Origin of the sequence: Kocuria salina (assembly GCF_013368965.1) — a bacterium.
Classification (GTDB): domain Bacteria; phylum Actinomycetota; class Actinomycetes; order Actinomycetales; family Micrococcaceae; genus Kocuria; species Kocuria rosea.
In genome coordinates this window covers 430,421-450,166 of record NZ_SSSF01000002.1, presented here as the reverse complement: position 1 = coordinate 450,166, position 19,746 = coordinate 430,421, and the positions used below count along the sequence as shown (strand labels likewise).

Annotated in this window: 16 protein-coding genes; 7 read left to right on the top strand and 9 right to left on the bottom strand. The window is 74.5% G+C overall.

Annotated elements, in window-relative coordinates:
* The first annotated feature begins 33 nt into the window (after positions 1–33).
* Positions 34–2,865 carry an AAA family ATPase gene (locus E7Z53_RS20620; protein WP_109268231.1) on the top strand — a complete coding sequence of 944 codons (2,832 nt, stop codon included), beginning with the start codon at positions 34–36 and terminating at the stop codon, positions 2,863–2,865.
* 89 nt (positions 2,866–2,954) lie between these two features.
* On the opposite strand, the gene catC is transcribed toward E7Z53_RS20620, so the two are convergent.
* The 3 genes from catC to E7Z53_RS06195 form a co-directional block, all read right to left on the bottom strand.
* Complete coding sequence (gene catC, locus E7Z53_RS06205; RefSeq protein ID WP_017832659.1) at positions 2,955–3,233, bottom strand: muconolactone Delta-isomerase; 279 nt, start codon at positions 3,231–3,233, stop codon at positions 2,955–2,957.
* Positions 3,234–3,311: 78 nt separating this feature from the next.
* Positions 3,312–4,415, bottom strand: coding sequence for a mandelate racemase/muconate lactonizing enzyme family protein (locus tag E7Z53_RS06200; protein WP_035928199.1), 1,104 nt, complete (start codon positions 4,413–4,415; stop codon positions 3,312–3,314).
* Positions 4,412–5,347 (bottom strand): LysR substrate-binding domain-containing protein, encoded by a 936-nt coding sequence (locus tag E7Z53_RS06195; protein WP_109221699.1) that lies wholly within the window; start codon positions 5,345–5,347, stop codon positions 4,412–4,414. Before E7Z53_RS06195 ends, E7Z53_RS06200 begins: the two co-directional genes overlap by 4 nt.
* Before the next feature lie 186 nt (positions 5,348–5,533).
* Between E7Z53_RS06195 and E7Z53_RS06190 the strand changes: the two genes are divergently transcribed.
* Positions 5,534–6,148 carry a flavin reductase family protein gene (locus tag E7Z53_RS06190; RefSeq protein WP_017832662.1) on the top strand — a complete coding sequence of 205 codons (615 nt, stop codon included), beginning with the start codon at positions 5,534–5,536 and terminating at the stop codon, positions 6,146–6,148.
* 10 nt (positions 6,149–6,158) lie between these two features.
* On the opposite strand, the gene E7Z53_RS06185 is transcribed toward E7Z53_RS06190, so the two are convergent.
* Positions 6,159–7,865, bottom strand: a complete 1,707-nt coding sequence (locus tag E7Z53_RS06185) for a long-chain-fatty-acid--CoA ligase (RefSeq protein ID WP_176337393.1) — start codon at positions 7,863–7,865, stop codon at positions 6,159–6,161.
* Positions 7,866–7,978: 113 nt separating this feature from the next.
* Here E7Z53_RS06185 and E7Z53_RS06180 point away from each other — a divergent pair, with 113 nt between their 5' ends.
* From E7Z53_RS06180 to E7Z53_RS06160, 5 genes are all read left to right on the top strand, one after another.
* Positions 7,979–8,947: a hypothetical protein gene (locus tag E7Z53_RS06180; protein WP_176337392.1), complete on the top strand. Its 969-nt coding sequence runs from the start codon at positions 7,979–7,981 to the stop codon at positions 8,945–8,947.
* Positions 8,948–9,083: 136 nt separating this feature from the next.
* The gene (locus E7Z53_RS06175) at positions 9,084–9,800 is read left to right on the top strand and encodes a LuxR C-terminal-related transcriptional regulator (RefSeq protein ID WP_017832665.1); all 717 of its coding nucleotides are present in this window, start codon (positions 9,084–9,086) and stop codon (positions 9,798–9,800) included.
* A gap of 33 nt (positions 9,801–9,833) precedes the next feature.
* Entirely contained in the window at positions 9,834–11,129 is a 1,296-nt protein-coding gene (locus tag E7Z53_RS06170; RefSeq protein ID WP_017832666.1) for a sensor histidine kinase, read from the top strand.
* Positions 11,126–12,139 (top strand): hypothetical protein, encoded by a 1,014-nt coding sequence (locus E7Z53_RS06165; RefSeq protein WP_017832667.1) that lies wholly within the window; start codon positions 11,126–11,128, stop codon positions 12,137–12,139. The genes E7Z53_RS06170 and E7Z53_RS06165 overlap by 4 nt, the downstream gene beginning before the upstream one ends.
* Positions 12,140–12,269: 130 nt before the next feature.
* Complete coding sequence (locus tag E7Z53_RS06160; protein ID WP_176337391.1) at positions 12,270–13,019, top strand: DNA-3-methyladenine glycosylase I; 750 nt, start codon at positions 12,270–12,272, stop codon at positions 13,017–13,019.
* On the opposite strand, the gene E7Z53_RS06155 is transcribed toward E7Z53_RS06160, so the two are convergent.
* From E7Z53_RS06155 to E7Z53_RS06135, 5 genes are all read right to left on the bottom strand, one after another.
* Positions 12,985–14,214 carry an aminotransferase class I/II-fold pyridoxal phosphate-dependent enzyme gene (locus tag E7Z53_RS06155; RefSeq protein ID WP_035928190.1) on the bottom strand — a complete coding sequence of 410 codons (1,230 nt, stop codon included), beginning with the start codon at positions 14,212–14,214 and terminating at the stop codon, positions 12,985–12,987. The genes E7Z53_RS06160 and E7Z53_RS06155 overlap by 35 nt on opposite strands.
* 469 nt (positions 14,215–14,683) lie before the next feature.
* Positions 14,684–16,132, bottom strand: a complete 1,449-nt coding sequence (locus E7Z53_RS06150; protein WP_035928185.1) for a dihydrolipoamide acetyltransferase family protein — start codon at positions 16,130–16,132, stop codon at positions 14,684–14,686.
* Positions 16,133–16,214: 82 nt separating this feature from the next.
* Positions 16,215–17,198: an alpha-ketoacid dehydrogenase subunit beta gene (locus E7Z53_RS06145; protein WP_035928182.1), complete on the bottom strand. Its 984-nt coding sequence runs from the start codon at positions 17,196–17,198 to the stop codon at positions 16,215–16,217.
* On the bottom strand, positions 17,195–18,502 hold the full coding sequence (locus tag E7Z53_RS06140; RefSeq protein ID WP_081994485.1) for a thiamine pyrophosphate-dependent enzyme: 1,308 nt from the start codon (positions 18,500–18,502) through the stop codon (positions 17,195–17,197). The genes E7Z53_RS06145 and E7Z53_RS06140 overlap by 4 nt, the downstream gene beginning before the upstream one ends.
* 56 nt (positions 18,503–18,558) lie before the next feature.
* A complete protein-coding gene (locus E7Z53_RS06135; protein ID WP_017833498.1) occupies positions 18,559–19,722 on the bottom strand; it encodes a histidinol-phosphate transaminase in 1,164 nt (387 codons plus the stop codon).
* Positions 19,723–19,746: the final 24 nt, after the last annotated feature.

The window sequence follows — 19,746 nt, the reverse complement described above, 5'->3', positions numbered from 1 at the left end:
GGCCGCGCCCCCTCCACGGGTAGACTCGCGGCCATGACGGCGGGCCTGCAGCACGGAGAACCCGGCGAGGAGCTCCCGCTGGTCGGGCGGGCGGCCGCGCTCGAGGAGCTCCTCGAGGTCCTGCGGACCGTGCGCAAGGGCCACGTCCGCACCGTGGTGCTCGAGGGTCCGCTGGGCTCGGGCAAGACGGCCCTGCTCGAGCTGTTCCTCGACCACTGCCGCTCCGCCGCGCGCGGCGTCCGCGTGCTCAGCGCCACCGGCGACGAGTGGGAGTCCCAGCTCGCCCTGGCCGGGTACAGCCAGCTCATGCTCGCCACGCCCCTGCGCTCCTCCCGGGGCTTCGACGGCGAGCCCGCGCCGCCCTCGGCCCCGGTCGCGGAGCTGAGCCCCGCGCAGGCCGTGAACTACGCCGCCACCCTGAGCACCCACCTCGAGAGCCTGCAGACCCGCGGCAGCGTGGTGGTCACCGTCGACGACGCCCACCGGCTGGACGATCAGACCCTGCGGATCCTGGTGTTCGTGATGCGCCGGCTGCACGGCAAGCGGGTCATGTTCGTGCTGACCCTCGACCCGGCGCAGGCGTGGCACGTCCCGGCGGGGGTGCTGGACTTCCTCACCGGCCACCAGGTCCAGCGCCTCCCCCTCGAGCCCCTCGGGGCGGAGGAGGTCCGGGCCGCGGCCCGGCAGTTCTTCGGCCTCGACCTCGGCGCGACCGCCGCGCACCGGCTCGTCCGGCACACCGGCGGGCTCCCCCAGCAGGTGCTCGAGCTGCTGCGCGAGCTGCCCGAGGACACCTGGCACTCCTGGTTCGCGGACCTGCCGGCGAGCTCCCGGGTGCGCGCCCGCGTGCACAGCGTCCTCACCGGGGCCTCGCCCGGCCTGATCCGCACGGCCGAGGCCGTCTCCGTGCTGGGGCGCAGCGCGGGCCTGTCCGAGGTGGCCCACGTCAGCGGGGTGGACGCCCTGATGGACGCTCTCGACGAGGGCCACCGCGCCGGGCTGCTGGACCTCTCCGTGGACCAGGCCCGCTCGGTCGTGCAGTTCTTCGAGCCGGGGGCCGCGGAGGCCGTCTACGGGCTGATCGTGCCGAGCCGGCGGATCGCGCTGCACCGGCGGTCCGCGACCGTGGTGCAGGAGGAGGGCGAGCGGCTCGGCCACCGCGTCTCGGCCACCCCGGGGCCCGACGAGCCGCTGGCCGTGGAGCTCGAGGCCTTCGCCGCGCGGCAGGCGACGGTGGGCGCCTGGCAGGACGTCGCCACGGCGCTGTTCTCGGCGTCCCGGCTCTCCGCGGACACGCGCGCCCGCAACGACCGTCTGCTCCGGGCCGTGGACGCCCTGGTCGGCTCGGGCAACATCGCCCAGGCCGGCATGTGGGCGGCCGCCGTGGACGCCATGCCGTCCTCCCCGCTGCGCTCGTCGGTGCTCGGCTACCTCTCCACGGTGTCCGGGCAGAACCGCAGCGCGCAGACCCAGCTCGAGATGGCCTGGCGCACGAGCAACCGGCAGCGGGACCCCGCGGCCGCCGCGCAGATCGCCCAGCGCTTCGTGCTGCACGGCGTGGCCTCCTGGGACGGACCCGTCATCACCCGGTGGGCGGAGACCGCGATGTCCCTCACCGCCCCCGGCACCCCCGCCCACATCGAGTCCGAGGCGATCTACGGCCTGGGCCTCTTCGCCCAGGGGCGGCTGCGGGAGGCCGAGGCCTCCTACGAGCGCGCCTTCGAGCACGCGGCGGAGAACGCCCAGAAGCAGCGCGTCCAGATGGGCGCCGGGTGGCTCGCGCTGCGCGCCGACGACGTCGAGACGGCGCTCGTCAACTTCCAGGCGGCCGCCCCCACCGAGTACCGGGGCGGGTCCCTGCGGATCTCCCTGTGGGCGGAGGCCTGGCTGGCCCGCACCCAGCTGGTCCTGGGCGACTGGGACGCCGCGGCGGCCACCGTCTCCCGCGCCTCGGTGCGCCTCGAGACCTCGCAGATGCCGCTCATCCGCCCGCTCCTGTACTGGACCGCCGCGGAGCTGTGGTCGATGCGCGGGGACTGGGACCGGGCCCGCCACTACGTCTCCCAGGCCGCCGTGCAGCCGGGCACCTACCGGGCCATGCAGGTCCCGGCCAGTCTCGCGCGGGCCCGCTTCCACGAGGCCCGCGCCGACTACGAGAGCGCGCTGGGGGTGCTGCAGCCGCTGACGGACCTCGACCCGTGGACCGACGAGCGGGTCTCCTTCTGGCCGTGGCAGGACACCTACGTCAACGCCCTCGTGATGACCGACCGGCTCGAGGACGCGGACGCGTTCCTCACCGTGTTCGAGCGCGTGCGCCGCGAGCGGCGGATCCCCTCCGACGACGCCCGCATCTCCTGGGCCCGGGGCCGGATCCTCGCCGCGCAGGGGGACCCGGACACGGCGCGGGAGCACTTCGAGGCGGCCCTGGGCCACCTGCGCGGGCTCAACCGCCCGTACCTGCGCGCCCGGATCAGCTTCGCCTTCGGGCAGAGCATGCGCCGTGCGGGCAAGCGGCGCCTGGCGTCCACCGTGCTGCGGACCGCGCGGGACCTCTACGACTCGCTGGGCGCCGCCACGTACGTGGAGCGCTGCGACCGCGAGCTGAAGGCCACCGGTCTCGACGTCGGGAACCTGCCGGACCCCTCCGACCCGGTGCTCGCCGCCGTGGGCCGCACCGCCGTGCAGCTCACCGCCCAGGAGCAGGCGGTGGCGGAGCTGGTCTCGGGCGGGGCCACCAACAAGGAGACCGCGCGGGCCCTGTTCCTCGCGGAGAAGACCGTCCAGTACCACCTGACGCGCATCTACGGGAAGCTGGGGATCCGCTCCCGCAGCGAGCTCGCCGCCCGCTACCGCTCCACCGACTGACCGTCCCCGGACGACCGCGAGGTGGCGGACGACGGCGACAGCCGGTGGCCGGGTCGCCGTCGTCCGCCACCTCGCGGGGCGGGCCGGTGCTACTTCACGTCGGAGGGGTGCTTGGCCAGGGGCACCACGGTGATGTCCATGTAGGGGAACAGCGGCAGGTTCTGCAGGATGTCGTGCAGCTCGTCGTGGGAGTCGACGTCGAAGACCGAGTAGTTGGCGTACTCGCCCACCACGCGCCAGATCTCGGGCCACTTCCCGGAGCGCTGCAGCTCCTGCGAGTAGGCCTTCTCGGTGGCCTTGATCTCCGCGGCCTCCTCGGCGGGCATGTCGGTGGGGAGGTCGATGTCCATGTGGACCAGGTACTTCACGGTGCGTCCTTCCGTCGGGATGGGTTCTCGGGCTGAGATCTCGGGCTGGGTTCCCGGGCCGGGTCTACCGGGCCGGGTCTACCGGTCGGTGCGGTAGCGGGTGAGCTTGTCCTCGTCCACGGCGGTGCCCACCCCGGGCACGTCCGGCACGCGGATCCGGCCGTCGGCGATGACCACGGGCTCGGCGAGGAGGTCGTCGGACATGTCCAGGAAGTTGGACAGCTCCCCGGCCCGCTTCGAGGTGTGGGCCAGGGCCGCGCCGAAGACCACGGAGGCGATCGTGCCGACCTGGGTGTCGATCTGGTTGCCCACGTAGACGTCCACCCCCATGCCCTCGGCCATGCCCACGATCTTCGCGGCCTCGGTGAAGCCGGAGCGGGCGGTCTTCACCGCCAGCAGGTTCGCCCCGCCGGTGAGGATCTCCTTTGCGGCCTCCCCCAGGTTCGGGGCGGACTCGTCGGCGGCGATGGGGATCGTCGAGCGCTCCACCAGGCGGCGGCGGCCGAGCACCTCGCGGGCGTCGTCGGGCTCCTCGAGGAACTGCAGGCCCAGGTCGGCCGTGCGGCGCAGCACCTCCATGGCCTCGTTGGCGGACCAGCCGCGGTTGGCGTCCATGTAGAGCTCGGCGTCCTCGCCCAGGCCCTCGCGCAGCACGGCCGCGGCCTCGACGTCGAGGCCGATCGGGTGCCGGCCGGTCTTGAGCTTGAACGTGGTGATGCCGTAGGTCTCGCGGAACCGAAGGGCGAGGTCCAGCAGCTCCTGGGCCGGCTTGAAGCCCAGCATGTGGGAGACCCGCATGGAGTCGGTGAACCCGCCCAGCAGTCTGGTCACCGGCTGCCCGAGGAACTGGCCGATGACGTCCCACAGGGCGATGTCCACGGCGCCCTTGGCGGTCTGGTTGTGGACGGTGCGGGCCAGCACGGCCTGGACCTTCTCGCGGTCGAGGACGTCCAGGCCCACCAGCTGCGGGGCGAAGAGGTCCTCGACGACGGCCACGATGGACTTCTGGGTCTCGCCGTAGGTGTAGGGCCGCGGCGGGGTGTCGGCGGTGCCCACGATCCCGTCGTCGGTGGTGATCCGCACCAGCACGTGGTCCGCCTCGTGGACGGCGCCCGAGGCGAAGTGCAGCGGGTGGACGTAGGGGATCGAGTAGGGGATCGCCTCGACGGTCGCGATCTTCATGGGCGGGCGGGCCTTTCCTGGGCGGGCGGGACGGGCGTGCCGCCGGGGGACCCGGGGGCGGCCTGGACGTCGACGACGAGGTCGATGAAGTTGTGCAGGAGCGCGGAGCGGTCCTCGCGCCGCCACGCGACGGCGAGCTCGATCTGCGGCGAGTGCTCGATGTCGCGGTAGACGACGCCCTCGAGCTGGAAGGCGCGCACCCCGGCGGGCACCACGGCCACCCCGCCGCCGGCGGCCACGAAGGAGAGCAGCGTGGACGTCTCCCCCGCCACCTGGGCGATCCGCGGCTGGAAGCCGGCCTGGCGGCAGAGGTCCGCGGCGGTGCGGTAGAGCACGGAGTCGGGCGGGTAGGTGATGAACTCCTGGTCCTGCAGCTCGTGCACGGCCACGGGCAGGTCCACGGCGAGGGCGCTGAAGGAGGGCAGCGCCACCACGAGCGGCTCGCGGGCGACCACCCGGTACTCGACGTCCGCAGAGGCCACGGGCGGGCGCAGGAGGGCGGCGTCGAGGGTGTGCTCCCGCAGCCCCTCCTCCATGGCGGGGGTCAGCATCTCGCCGTGCAGCGCCAGGGACAGCCCGGGCATCGTCTCCTTCGCCCGGCGCACGACCTGCGGCATCACCCCGTAGGTGGCCGAGCCGGAGAAGCCGACCCGCAGCACGCCCGTGGCCCCCTGCCCCACCTGGTAGACGTCGGCCTTGAGGGCCTCGATCTCGTTGATGATCCGCCGCCCCCGGTCCAGGAGCACCTGGCCGGCGGCGGTGAGGTCCACCCGCCGGGTGGTCCGGTCCAGCAGCCGAACGCCGAGCTGCTCCTCGAGCTGGCGGATCTGCTGGGACAGCGGCGGCTGGGCCATGTGCAGGCGCTTGGCGGCGCGGCCGAAGTGGCGCTCCTCGGCCACGGCGATGAAGTAGTTGAGCTGCCGGATCTCCATCGTGGCACCTGGCCCTTCCGCTCGGTCGGAGGGGTCGTCGTCGACCGCCACCCGTCGTATTGATCCACAGAGTACACCCAAAATGCTCCATTAGGACATCCGTGACCCCTAATCGACTCTGCTGCCGCCGTGCGTTGCGGGGCCGCGCCCTGTGCCCGCGGCCCGTCGAGGTGGTGCAATGGGCCCATGCGCACCGACATCACCGCCGACCGGCACGGCTCCTTCGCCCGGGCGGTCAAGTCCCTCGTGGTCCCCCGCCCCATCGCGTGGGTCAGCTCCCGCTCGGCCGCAGGCGTCGACAACCTGGCCCCGCACTCGTTCTTCACGGTCGCCTCGGAGAACCCCACGATCGTCCAGTTCGTCTCGGTCGGCGAGAAGGACAGCCTCCGCAACATCCGGCAGACCGGGGAGTTCGTGGTCAGCTTCGCGCCCGAGGGGCTGTTCGAGCGGATCAACGCGACCAGCACCGACTACCCTCCCGAGATCAGCGAGTTCGACGCCGTGGGCCTGACCCGTGAGCCCTCGCTCACCGTGGCCGTCCCCCGCGTGGCCGAGTCCCCCGCCGCCATCGAGTGCCGGCTGCACACGGACCCCATCCCCGTGGGCAACTGCTTCCTGGTCCTCGGCGAGGTCACGCACGTGGTCGTGGACGAGGAGGACATGGACGAGCGGGGCCCGGTCGTGCGGACGCTGCGCCCGATCGCGCGGCTCGGGCGCGACGAGTGGGGCGAGCTGGGCCGGATCCGGTCGATCCGACGGGTCCCCTACCGGGACGTCGCCCCGGAGGCGGACCTGCCCTGAGCCCCCGGGCTCAGGGCCGCACGCCCGTGCGCCGCAGCTGCTCGCGGACCTCCCGGCGCTGGATCTTGCCGAGCATCGTGCGCGGGAGCTCCTCCACGGCCACGATCCGCCGGGGGACCTTGTAGCGGGCCAGGCCCGCCCAGCAGTGCTCGCGCAGGGCCGCCTCGTCGAGCTCGGCGCCCGGCACGAGGGTCACGGCGGCGACGACCACCTCGCTGCCGTTGGGGTCGGTGAGCCCCACCACCGCGGCGTCCGCCACGGCGCGGTGCCGGCGCAGCGTGTCCTCGACCTCGCTGGGGGCCACGTTGAACCCTCCGGTGATCACGACCTCCTTGAGCCGGTCGACCACCCGCAGGAACCCGTCGTCGTCGACCGTGACGATGTCGCCGGTGCGCAGCCACCCGTCGTCCGTGAGCGTCCGGGCGGTCTCGTCGGGGCGCTTCCAGTACCCCTGGAAGACCTGCGGGCCCCGCACCCAGAGCTCCCCGGGGTGTTCCGGGGGGACGTCCTCGAGGGTGTCCGGGTCGACGAGCCGGATGTCGGTGGACGGGAACGGGATCCCGATGGAGCCCGCCCGGCGGGAGTCGTTGAGCGGGTTGCAGGCCACCAGCGGGGAGCACTCGGTCAGTCCGTAGCCCTCGATCAGGATCCCCCCGGTGGCCCGCTCCCACTGCTCCACGAGCGGGACCGGCAGGCTCATGGCCCCGGAGACGGCCACCGGGATGCCGCGCAGGTCCACGCCCTGCTCCGGTGCGGCGTCGAGGAGCTTCTGGTACACCGGCGGCACCGCGGGCAGCACCGTGGGGCGGGCGCGCTTCATCGCCCCGAGGATCAGGTCCGCGCGCACGGTCGGGAAGAGCACGAGCCGCGCGCCGAGGGACATCGCGAACGTCACGCCCAGGGTCAGGCCGAAGGCGTGGAAGAGCGGCAGCACGCCGTGCACCACCTCGCGCTCGCCGGAGCCGAGCCAGTGCCGGCCCATGAGGGCGTTGGACTCGAGGTTGCGGTGCGTGAGCATCGCCCCCTTGGGCAGCCCGGTGGTGCCGGAGGTGTACTGCAGCAGCGCGAGGTCGTGCGCGGCGGGCCGCGGGTGCTCCGCGGCGATCGGGGCGGAGGCCAGCAGCTCCCGCCAGGGGATCGTGCCCGGGGCGGGGCCGGTGAGCTGCGCGCGGGAGGCGCGTGCGCCCGGCAGCGGCAGGCGCAGGGCCAGCCGCTTCGGCCGCGGCATCGCGGCGGTGATGTCCACGGACACGACCGCGTCGACCCGCAGGTCCGCGGGCAGGGAGCGCACCCGCTCGGCCGCCCGGTCCCAGACGATCGCCACGCGCGCCCCGTGGTCCTCGAACTGGTGGCGCAGCTCCGGGGCCGTGTAGAGCGGGTTGTGCTCGACGACGACGGCCCCCAGGCGCAGCACCGCGTAGAACGCCACGACGTGCTGCGGGCAGTTGGGCAGGACGATCGCGACCCGGTCGCCGCAGCCCACGCCCAGCCGGCGCAGGCCCTCGGCCGCGCGGTCGACCTGCCGGCCCAGGGCGGCGTAGGAGGTCGTGGCCCCGAAGAACTCGAGCGCGGTGCTCGCACCGTGGCGGGCGACGGAGCGCTCGAGCATGTGCACCAGGGACGTCTCCGGCAGGTCCAGGTCCGCGGGGACGCCCGGGTCGTAGCTGGCGGTCCAGGGGCGGGCACGCAGGAACTCGCGGACGGTGTCGACAGGCATGGTCCCGACCCTACTCGGCGGCGGCACCCGGCCGCCCGGCCGCGGCGACACCCCGTGCAGGACGGGACGGCTCACCGGGCCCGGTCCGGGAACCGGCCGTAGACTCCGGTGCCATGACGCCCTCCTCGACCCCCGGCTCGCCCTCCCCCGACGACCCGACGCCCTGGTCGGACACCGGTCCGCACGACTCCCCGGACGCCACCCGGCCGCTGCCCCCGGTCAGCCGGTTCGCCGCCCCGGCCGGCGGCGGCTCGCCGCACGACGCCCCCGAGGGGGGCGCCGGGAGCGGCGGGACCGAGGACTGGTCCTGGTACGACGACGAGGACGACCAGCACACCCGGCCGCTGCCGGCGGTGACCGCCCAGCGCCCGGTGCCGGAGGACCCGCGGCCGCGCACGGACCCGACGCCCGCGGTCGGGGTCCCCGGCGCCGCGGCCGGCTACGGCCCCGCGCCCGGCTACGGCGCCGGACCCGACGGCCCGTTCTCCGGCGACCCGTCCTCCGGCGTCCCGGTCGACGCCGCGACCCGTCTCGCCCGGCAGCGGGAGGAGTTCGGGGGCCTCCAGCTGGTGCCCGGCTTCTTCGGCTGGCTCAGCGCCATGGCCCTGTCCTGGCTGCTGCTGGCCCTGGCGGGCCTGACCGCGGCCGCGCTGGGGCTGCGCCTCGTGGACGGGGTCGGCGGCGTGGTGGACGACCTCGCCGCCGGGTCCGCGGCGGCCTGGACGGGAGCGGCCGCCCTCGGCCTGGTCGAGTTCATCGCGTTCCTGGGCGGCGGCTACGCCGCGGGCCGGATGGCGCGGTTCTCCGGGGCACGGCAGGGCGTGTCCGTGTGGCTGTGGTCCCTGTTCGGCCGCTCCGTGGCCACCGTCGCGGGACTGGTGTGGGCCGACACCGTCGGCCTGGCGCCCGTGGGCGTCTCGGCCCAGGCGCTGATCGGCGACCTGCTGGTCCCGGGCCTGCTCGCGGTCCTCGCCGTGCTCGCCGTCGACCTGCTCGCGGCGGTGCTCGGCGGGCTGTGGGGCGTCCGCTACCACCGCAGGGTCGATCGCTGGGGGGACGGACCGGAGGACCGGGCCCGGTAACTTTGCGTCCCGGCACCGTGTCGGGTTCGCATCCGACCACCAAAGAGGGGACAATCGGAGCACCTCGGTGAGATCCGTCACCCCCACGCGGAAATCTGCGGACCGGCCCACCGAGCAGCACCCGGAGGAAACACAAATGCCGTCCACCCTTGTCGCCGTCGTCGATGACCACGAGGTCGTCCGGGAGGGCGTCCGCCTCGTCTCCATGACCTCGCAGGCGGACGTGAAGCTCGTCGGATCGGCCTCCAGCGTCCCCGGACTCCTCGACCAGCTGGGCCGGGACCCCGAGAATCCCGCCCTCACCGCCCAGGGCGCCAAGCGGATCGAGTGCGAGGTCGTGCTCCTGGACCTGTCCCTCGACGACATGTCCCGACCCGCCACCAACGTGGAGCTGCTGCGCGCCGCCGGCATGAAGGTGCTCATCTTCAGCATCGGCGAGAACGCCGCGCTGATCCGCGAGGCGCTGCGGGCCGGCGCGCTGGGCCTGGTGCGCAAGTCGGACCCGCTCGAGCACGCGATCGAGGAGGCCCGCAACATCGCCGAGGGCAAGCCCGTGATCACCAAGGAGCTCGCCGCCGCGATCGACGGGGACGTGGAGTTCTCCCGGGCCAGCCTCTCCCCGCGGGAGCAGGAGACCCTGCGGCTCTACGCCTCCGGCTTCGCCCAGGTCCAGGTCGCACGCCGGATGGGCATCAAGCAGAGCGCCGTCAAGACCAACATCGACCGCATCCGGGAGAAGTACGCGCGCGTCGGACGCCCGGCGCCCACCAAGATCGACCTGCGCATCCGGGCGATCGAGGACGGCCTGGTCGAGCCCACGGCGGACATCACCACGGCGGAGAAGCATCTGTGATCCGCCCCTCGCCCCGGTGAGGGCCGCCGCTCCGTGAGCCACGCCGCGCACCGGCCCCCGCTCGCCTACCGGAAGGTCCCCGCCCGGCGGCGCCGCAGCAGCCTCCTGGTGCCGACCTCGCCGCAGGAGCTGGGGATGAACTCCTACCGCATCCACCTGCTCGCGAACATCTGCCACGGGCTGGTCGTCGTCGCGCTGTTCCTGGAGGCCCTCACCATCGTCGAGGACCAGCTGCGCGCCTTCGAACGGTGGCACCTGGTGTTCCTGCTGGCCCTCCTGGTCAACGGCGGCGCGATGCTCCTCCAGGGCGCCAGGCGGCAGGTGCGGATGTGGCCGGTGCTCGCGGCCCCGGTGCTCGTGGCCCTCACCGTCCTGACCCTCCCGCTCGCCTGGACGGGCGCCGCTCCGCCGCAGGACCCGTGGGTGGAGCCGTTCATTCTGCTCGCGGCCGCCGCCACCGTGGTCGCGTGGAGCATCGAGCTGGCAGTCGCGTACCTGGCGTCCGTCACGGTCTTCTACGTCCTGGTCATGGTGCGCACCACGGAGTCGGCCGACGTGATGGGCGTGCTGTTCGACGCCACGAGCCGGATCGCGTTCGGCGTGGTCCTCGTGGTGCTGATCAGCCTGGTCTACAAGGGCGGGCAGAACGCGGACCAGGTGTACGCGGCCGCGATCGCGCAGGAGCTGCAGCTGAACCGCTCGCGCTCGCAGGCCGAGGAGCAGGAGCGGCTGGACCGCCTCATCCACGACAACGTCATGGCCGCCCTGCTGGACGCCGGACGGGCCCCGGGCCCCGTCCAGCGGCGCACCCGGGAGCTGGCCCAGCGGGCCCTCGAGGTCCTCGCCTTCGAGGAGCGCCGCGCCGAGGGCAAGGGCACCACCATGGTGCACACCTTGCTCGACGACCTCCTCGAGTCCCTGTCCCCGTGGCGCAACCGGGTGCGCTTCAACAGCATCACCCCCTACATCAGGCCCCCCGGCCAGCCGCGCCCGCTCATCCCCGTGGAGACGGCGCAGGCGCTCGTGCAGGCGGTCACCGAGGCGGTCTCCAACAGCGCCCGCCACGCCGGCACCGAGGTCACCTTCGTGACCATGGACGGCGGCGTGTGCCCGCCCACCCCCCTCAACCCCGAGGGCTTCTTCCTTCGCTTCCAGGTGGTGGACCGCGGCCGCGGCTTCCAGGTCCGCAGCATCGACTCCCGGCGGCTCGGGGTGCGCGTGTCCATCCTGGGCAACGTGCGCCACGTGGGCGGCGCGGTGGACGTCGACAGCGCACCGGGACGCGGCACCCGCGTCACGATCCTCTGGCCCCGGGACGCGCAGCCGTGATCTCCCGCACCCTCTTCCATCCCCTGAGCCTGGTCGCCGCCACGGTGTTCTTCCTGATCCCCGTGGTGCTCGGGATCCTGCAGACGCCCAGCATGGACAAGCCGGACCTCATGCAGGCCGCGCTCGTGACCTACGTGGTCGCGGTGGCGCTGGTCGTCTACCCGTACCGGCAGCGCCGGCTGCCCGATCTGCCCGCGGCCCTGGGCGTGCTCCTCATGCTGGTGTCGATCCAGCGCTCCTACGACGCCCTGAACCCCCAGGCGGAGCTGTTCGGCGGGCAGTGGTTCACCCTGGGCTTCGACGGCTTCCTCGTGGTCCTGGGCATCCGGCGCCGCGCGGGGTGGGGCTGGGCCACGCTCGTCATCGCGGTCGCCGTGTCCATGACGTGGGGCGCCCGCTCCGCCCTGGGCCTTTGGGACGCGGCGCTGACGAACGCCGCGGCGGCGGCCCTGCTGCTCGCGAGCCAGCTCATCGCCCGGGAGTACGACCGGGCCTCCGCCGCGTTCGCCGAGGCCCGGGACATGGTGATCTCGGCGCGCTCCCACGACGAGGCGGAGCAGGACACGGTCAACGCCTCCGTGCAGCGCGTGCACGAGGTGCGCCGCCTCGCGGGCGGGCTGCTCGAGCGGATCGCGCACGACCCCTCCCCCGTCTCCGAGTACGAGATCGAACAGTTCCGCCTCACCGAGGCGCAGCTGCGGGACTCCATCCGGGGCCGGTCGATCGCCACCCCCTACCTGCTCGAGGTCACGCGGGCGGCGCGGGCCCGGGGCGTGCTGGTGGACATCCTGGACGAGCGCGGCAGGCCCCTGCCCACGGCGGTGCTGCGCGCGGCCACCCGCCAGGCCATGGAGGTGCTCAACGCCGCGACCTCGGGGTCGGTCACGATCCGCGCCTTCCCGGAGGGAGAGCCCGCCGCGGTGTTCATCGTCCACGACGGCAACGCCGGGGACGAGGAGCCCGTGGCCATCGAGATCGCCGACGGCACCGGTGCGGTCTCCCGGTTCTGACCGGCTCCACCGCCCGCGGTGCGGGCACCCGCACTGCACCCGGTCGTCCGGCGCCCCGGACACCGGCGGCTCCGTCCACAGGGAGCCGCGTGCCTGCGGTCCGCCGGCCCGGCGTTCCTACCGTGGTCCCATGGACACCGCCTCCGCCGGGCACGGCCCGCACCCCGCCGACGACCGCTCCCGCCCCGGCACGGACGACCGCCCGCCCGACGCCCACCGCTCCCCCGGCGCCCACGACCGCCCGCCCGGCACCGCCCTCCGGGACGGTGGCGTCCGCTCCCCCTACGACGCCTTCCGCGCCGTGCTCTGCGGGGACGGCCTGCGCCGCTGCCCCTGGGCGCCCACGGGCCCGGCCGCCCTCGAGGAGCACGACCGGCGCTGGGGCGCACGGCCCGCGGACTCCTCCGGCTGGTTCGAGGCCCTCGGCCTGGAGATCTTCCAGGCGGGCCTGGCCCGCTGGAGCATCGCCCAGCGGCGGGAGGGCCTGCGCCGGGCGCTGCGGGACTTCGTCCCCGAGGAGATCGCCCGGATGACCGAGGACGACGTCGACGAGCTGCTCCTGGATCCCGCGGTCATCCGCAACCGGGTCAAGATCGAGGCCGTGGTGCACAACGCGCGCGCCTGCCGCGGACTCGGTCCCGAGGACTGGGCGGAGCACGTCCGGGATCTCCGCCCGGCCGCCGCCGAGCCGCCCCTGACCGTCCTGGAGGAGTCGCGCCGCTCCCCCGAGGGGGACCGGCTGGCTGCCCGGCTCAAGGAGCAGGGACTCGTGTTCGTGGGGCGCACCACCGCGCACCGGTTCCTGCTCCGCACCGGGGTGCTCCCCGGGCACCTGGCCGGGTGCTTCAGGGACGGGACTGGAACCGGAGGATCCGGGTGAGGGCCTCCTCCACCCGGTCGGGCCCCGCGGCGAAGGACAGCCGCACCGCGCGGTGGCCGCGTGCGGCGTCGAAGTCCAGGCCCGGGACGACCGCGACGGCCTCCGCCTCCAGCAGCCGCCGGCACCACTCCAGGGAGCTGCCGTGCCGCTCGAGCTGCTCCCCGAGGTCGGCGTAGAGGTAGAACGCCCCGTCCGCCGGCGCGACCTCGCCCCACCGGAGCGCCGGGAGCGCGTCCAGGAGCAGGCTCCGGGAGCGCGCGAACTGCTCGACCGCCCGGTCCGCCTCGGCGTAGGCGTCCGGGGTGAAGGCCTCCACGGCGGCGTGCTGCGCGGCGGCGGGCGGGCAGAGGCTCAGGTTGCCGGCCAGCGCGTCGACCGCGGCCGCGAGGTCCCGGGGCAGCAGGGCCCACCCGAGCCGCCACCCCGTCATCCCCCAGTACTTGGAGAAGGAGGAGATCACCACGGCGTCGCGGTCGTGCTCCCACGCGCTGGTGCCCCGGTACGGCCCGCCGTCGCGGGGCGCGCCGCCCTCCGGGGCGGTGTGCACGATCCCGTGGTAGATCTCGTCGCTGATCAGGCGCGTCCCGTGCTCGGCGCACCACCGGGCCAGCGCCGCCAGCTCCCCGGGCTCCAGCACGGTGCCGGTCGGGTTCGCCGGGCCCGCCACCACCAGTCCCTGCAGGGGCCCGTGCTCGGCGACCGCGGCGTCGAGCATCCCGGGCGTGGGCTGGAAGCGGGTCGCCGCCCCGCAGTCGAGCTCGACCACCTCGGCGCCCAGGGCGGCCAGGGTGTTGCGGTAGGCGGGGTAGCCCGGCCGGCACACCGCCACCCGGTCCCCCGCGTCGAACGCCGCCAGGAAGGTGAGCACGAGCGCCCCGGAGGCCCCCGTGGTGATCGCGACGTCCTCGGGACGGACGTCGAGCCCGTACCACCGGGCGTAGTGGCCGGCCACCGCCCGGCGCAGCGGCTCGATCCCGAGGGCGGGGGTGTAGCCCAGCCCCTCGTTGCGGGCGTGCACCCGGGCGGCCGCCCGCGCGACGGGACCCGGGGCGCCGCCGGAGGGCTCCCCCGCGCAGAGGGAGACGACGTCCCGGCCGGCGGCGCGCAGGCGCTCGACGTCGGCGAGGATCTCCATCACCCGGAACGGCGGCACCGCCGAGCGTGCGGAGGGACGGGGCGGCAGGTGCGCAGGCATGCGCCCAGCCTACGGCCGCCGCGGTCCGGCGCGATCGCGGTCATGCCCCGTCATGCGCACATCGGGGGACAGACTTTTGTCCAGACCTCCGCAATACTGGACCCAGTCCTGGACGTCAGGAGGCCGCACTGAGGCGGTCCTCCGGGCGTGGGGGGACAGGTCTCCGGCAGCAGTGCCGGGGGCCGACGGGCAGGTTGCCACCGCGGCCGGCGTCGCACGAGTGATCCATCGTGAATGAGATGTGTGATTGTGTCTGGGGGGATTTCAATCACGGGTCCACAGGAGATGGGGCGCCGGGCACGGGACGCAACCGCCCAGTTCCACGTCGGTGCGGCGTCGGGCCACGGCCCGGCGGGGAGAGCCGTGAGACGTGGCGGCACGCGCGTCGACGACGCAGCACACGGCCCCGCACCGATCGGTGCGGGGCCGTTGCCGTGCCGCTCGTGCCGCGGACCGCACGGGCCGGGGCTCACTCCAGCAGCAGCGCCGGCTCCTCGAGGATCCGGGCCACGTCCGCGGTGAAGCGGGCCGCGAGGTCCCCGTCGACCACGCGGTGGTCGAAGGACCCGCCCAGCGTGGTGACCCAGCGGGGCACCACGGCGCCGTCCACGACCCACGGCTTCTGCTTGATGCTCCCGAACGCGATGATCGCCACCTCGCCGGGATTGATGATCGGCGTGCCGGTGTCGAGGCCCAGGGCCCCGATGTTGGTCACGGTCAGGGTGCCGCCCTGCATGTCGGCCGGCTGCGTGCGCCCCGCCCGGGCGGTCCGGGAGAGCTCGTCGAGGGCCACGGCCAGCTCGCGCAGCGAGAGGTCCTGGGCGTCCTTGACGTTCGGGACCATGAGACCGCGCGGCGTGGCCGCCGCGATGCCCAGGTTGACGAAGTGCTTGACGAGGATCTCCTCGTCCGTCCACGTCGCGTTGACCATCGGGTTGCGGGCCGCGGCCCACACGACGGCCTTCGCGAGCACCAGCAGGGGCGTGACCTTGACGCCCTCGTAGTCCGGGGCGGCCTTGAGCCGCCGGACGAACTCCATGGTGCGCGTGGCGTCGACCTCCACGAAGACCGAGGCGTGCGGGGCGCTGAAGGCGCTGCGCACCATGTTCTGCGCCGTGGCCTTCCGCACGCCCTTGACGGGGATCCGCTCGATCCGCTCCTCCGGGGCCGCGGGGCGGCGCCGGTCCACGGCCTCGCCGAGCCGCGCCACGTGGGCGAGCAGGTCCTGCTTGGTGATCTGTCCGGCGGCGCCCGTGGCGGGGACGTCGGCGAGGTCGACGCCCAGGTCCCGTGCGGCCTTCCGGACCGGAGGCTTCGCCAGCGCGGGGCGGCGCGGGACGACCTCGACGGCCGGGGGCACGTCGCCGCGACCCGGCCGGCGCCAGACGCCGCTGTCCTCGGCCAGCCGGGCGGCGCGCCCGGCGATGCCCTGGGCCGCCGTGCCGATCCCACCGCCGAGCCCGGCGCCCAGCGGGCCCCGGGACAGCTTCTCCGTCCAGCCCGCGGGCCGGGCCGGCTCCGGCTCGGCCTCCGGCGCCGGCGGCGGGACCGCCCGGCGCCGCCGCCGCACGGGGTCGGCCTTGGGCCCGGAGCCGACGAGCGGCCGGTCCGCACCGGGCTCCCCGCCCTCCCCCAGGATCCCGGGGACGCCGGAGGCCGGGGCGGGCTCCGCCGACTCGCCCGGGGAGCCCACGGCGATGATGGGGGCGCCGACCTCGACTGTGCTGCCCTCGGCGGCCAGCAGGTCCAGGACGGTGCCGGCGTACGGGGACGGCAGCTCGACCACGGACTTCGCGGTCTCGATCTCGACGAGCACCTGGTTGACCGTGACGGTCTCCCCCGGTGCGACCTTCCACGCGAGGATCTCCGCCTCGGTCAGGCCCTCGCCGACGTCGGGCAGGTTGAAGATCTGGGGCATGTCAGTACTTCCTCTCTCGCGCGCGGCCCCCGGGCCGGCGGCGGTGCCGCCGGCCCGGGGGCCGGCGACCGGGTCGGCGGGGTCAGTAGGCGAAGGACCGGTCCAGGGCCTCGAGGATGCGGTCGAGGTCAGGCACGTACTGGTCCTCGACGGCGGCCACCGGGTACGGCAGGTGGTAGGCGCCCACCCGCAGCACCGGTGCCTCCAGGGAGTAGAACGCCCGCTCGGTGAGGCGGGCGGCGATCTCCCCGCCGAGGCCGCCGAAGGTCGGGGCCTCGTGGGCGACGACGAGGCGGCCCGTCCGGCGCACGGAGTCCTCGAGGGTGTCGAAGTCGATCGGCGACAGCGAGCGCAGGTCGATCACCTCGACACTGCGCCCGTCCTCCTCCGCCGCCTGCGCCGCGGCGAGCGCGACCGGCACGAGGGGGCCCCAGGCCACCACGGTGGCGTCCTCGCCGTGACGGACGACCTGCGCGGAGAACGGGTCGGCGGTCGGGCGCTCGACGTCCACCGCGCCCTTGAGCCAGTACCGCCGCTTGGGCTCGAAGACGATGACGGGGTCCTCGCACGCGATGGCCTGCTGGGTCATCCAGTAGGCGTCCTGGGCGTTGGACGGCGTGACGATGCGCAGCCCCGCCGTGTGCGCGAACAGCGCCTCGGGGGACTCCGAGTGGTGCTCCACCGAGCCGATGACCCCGCCGTACGGGATGCGGATCGTCACGGGGACGGTGACGTCCCCGTTGGTGCGGTTGCGCATCTTGGCCAGCTGCGTGGTGATCTGGTTGAACGCCGGGAAGGAGAAGCCGTCGAACTGGATCTCGCACACGGGCCGGTAGCCGCGCAGGGCGAGCCCGATGGCGGTGCCCACGATCCCGGCCTCCCCCAGCGGGGTGTCCATCACCCGGTGGGCGCCGAAGTCCGCCTTGAGCCCCTCGGTGACGCGGTAGACGCCGCCGAGGGAGCCGATGTCCTCGCCCATGAGCAGCACCCGGGGGTTCTCCTCCATGGCCCGGCGCAGGCCCGCGTTGACCGCCTTCGCGATCGTCAGGTCCGGTGCGGTGCTCATGCGAGGTCCTCCTGGGTGCCGGCGGTCTGCGGGTCGGGGGCCCCGGCCACGGGGTCGGCCGCCACGGTCAGCCCCGCGGCCTGCGTGCCCCGGTCCGGTCCGGCGGGGCCCGGCCCGGCGTCGTCGTCGGTGTCGGTGTCGGTGTCGGCGAAGCCCGCCTGGTAGGCCGCGTACCAGGCGCGCTCCTCCTCCACGAGGGCGTGCGGCTCGGCGTAGGGCCGGTCGAAGAAGTCCTCGAACGCGGGCGGGTCCATGGCCAGCACGAGGGCGCGGGCCTGGTCGGCGAACGCCTGGGCGTCGGCCGCGACGTCGGCGAAGAAGTCGTCGCCGGTGCCGTGGGCCTCGCGCAGGTGCGCCTCGAGACGGAGCAGCGGGTCGAGCTCGCTCCAGTGCTGCTCGTCCTCCCGCAGGCGGTACTTGGTGGGGTCGTCCGCGGTGGTGTGGGCCCCGAGCCGGTAGGTCTCGGCCTCCACGAGCACCGGGCCCTGGCCGGCGCGGGCCTTCTCGAGCGCGTACCGCGAGGCCGCCAGCACCGCGAGCACGTCGTTGCCGTCCACGCGGATCCCCTCGAAGCCGTACCCCGCGGCGCGCTCGGCCAGGGGCACGCGGGACTGGGTGCGGAACGGCACCGAGATGGCCCACTGGTTGTTCTGCACGAAGAAGACCACCGGGGCGTCGTAGGACGCGGCGAAGACCATGCCCTCGTGGACCTCGCCCTGGGTGGAGGTGCCGTCCCCGAAGTAGACGACCGCGGCCGCCGGCTCGGCCTCCCGGCCCTCCGCCTCGGCCGTCCGCCGGTCCAGGTCGATGCCCATGGCGTAGCCCACGGCGTGCGGGACCTGGCAGCCGAGCACGATGGAGTAGACGTTCATGTGGTGCCGGCTGGGCCGCCAGCCCCCGGCGCTGTGCCCGCGGAACACGGTGAGCAGCTCGGCGGGCTCGACGCCCCGCTCGATGGCCACGGCGTGCTCCCGGTAGGTCGGGAACACGTGGTCGGCCGGGCGCAGCGCACGGGCGGAGCCCACCTGGGCTGCTTCCTGCCCGCGCATCGGCGCCCACAGCACCAGCTGCCCCTGCCGCTGGAGGTTGGTCGCCTCCTCGTCGAAGCGGCGGGCCAGCGCCATCGAGCGGTACAGCCCGCGCAGCTGCTCGGCGTCGACGTCGCGCACGTACGGGGACAGGACCGGGTCCTCGCTCAGCCGGCCGTCCCGGTCGAGGAGCCGCACCAGGCGCGTGCGCACCTCCGGCGTCGGCACGGTGCGGGCCGGCACGGGGGCGGCCGGGGACGATGGGGCGGCATCCATGGGCAGGACGTCCTTTCGGGTTGCTCGGGAGGGAGCCGGGCCGGCGCGGCCGAGGATCAGAGCACGGGCGGGTGGGGGAACTGCGCGCACAGCTCCAGGAACCGGGTGTTGGCCTCCGGCTCCCCGATGGTCACGCGCACGCCCTCGTCGCCGAAGCGGCGCACGGACAGGGCGTGGGCGTCGCACAGCTCGGCGAAGCCCCCGCTGTGCTCGCCCAGGTTCAGCCACACGAAGTTCGCCTGCGTCTGCGGGTACGGCCAGCCGAGCCCGTCGAGCCCGGCGAGGACCCGCTCCCGCTCGTCGACGACCCGCTGGACGCGCTCGGCCACCTGGTCGTAGTGGCGCACGGACGCGATCGCCGCGCGCTGGGCGAGGTCGGTCACGGAGAACGCGGGGGACGCCTGGCGCAGGTACTGGGTGATCTCCTGGCGGGCCACGGAGTAGCCGATCCGGAGCCCGGCCAGACCGTGGGCCTTGGAGAACGTCCGCAGCACGACGACGTTGGGGTGCCGGCGGTACAGGTCGACGCCGTCGACGAGGTCGTCGCGGCGCTGGAACTCCTGGTACGCCTCGTCGATCACCACGATCACGTCGCGCGGCACGGCGGCGAGGAACTCCTCGACCTGCGCGGTGGTGAGGCTGGGGCCCGTCGGATTGTTCGGCGTGCACAGCAGCACGACCTTCGTCCGGGCGGTGACCGCGGCGGCCATGGCCTCGAGGTCGTGGGAGCCGTCGCGGCGGTTCGGGACCGGGACGCCCAGCCCGCCGGAGAGCCCGATGCTGATCGGGTAGGCCTCGAAGGAGCGCCAGGCGTGCACCACCTCGTCCGGGGTGCCGTCCTCGCCGGCGCCCACGAAGGCGCCGAGCAGCTGGTTGAGCGCGCCGAGGCTGCCGGCGCCGGTGACGATGTCCTCGGCGGGAACGCCGAGGAACTCGCCGAGCACCTCCCGCAGCTCCGCGGAGGTCGTCTCGGGGTAGCGGTGCACCGCGTCCCAGCCGGCGAGGACCTCCTTGACGGCGGGCACGGGCCCGAACGGGTTCTCGTTGGAGGACAGCTTGTAGGACACGAGCCCGTCCACCACGACCGGGGGCTTGCCGGCCGCGTAGCGGGGAAGTCGGGACAGAGCCGGGCGCGGCCGGACCGCCGGGGTGGTGGCGGTGGCCGGGCCCGAGGCCGGGGCGGTGCCGGCCAGGGTGCGGGTAGCGTCGCTGGTACTCATGGAGGTCATGCTATCCCCGCACCC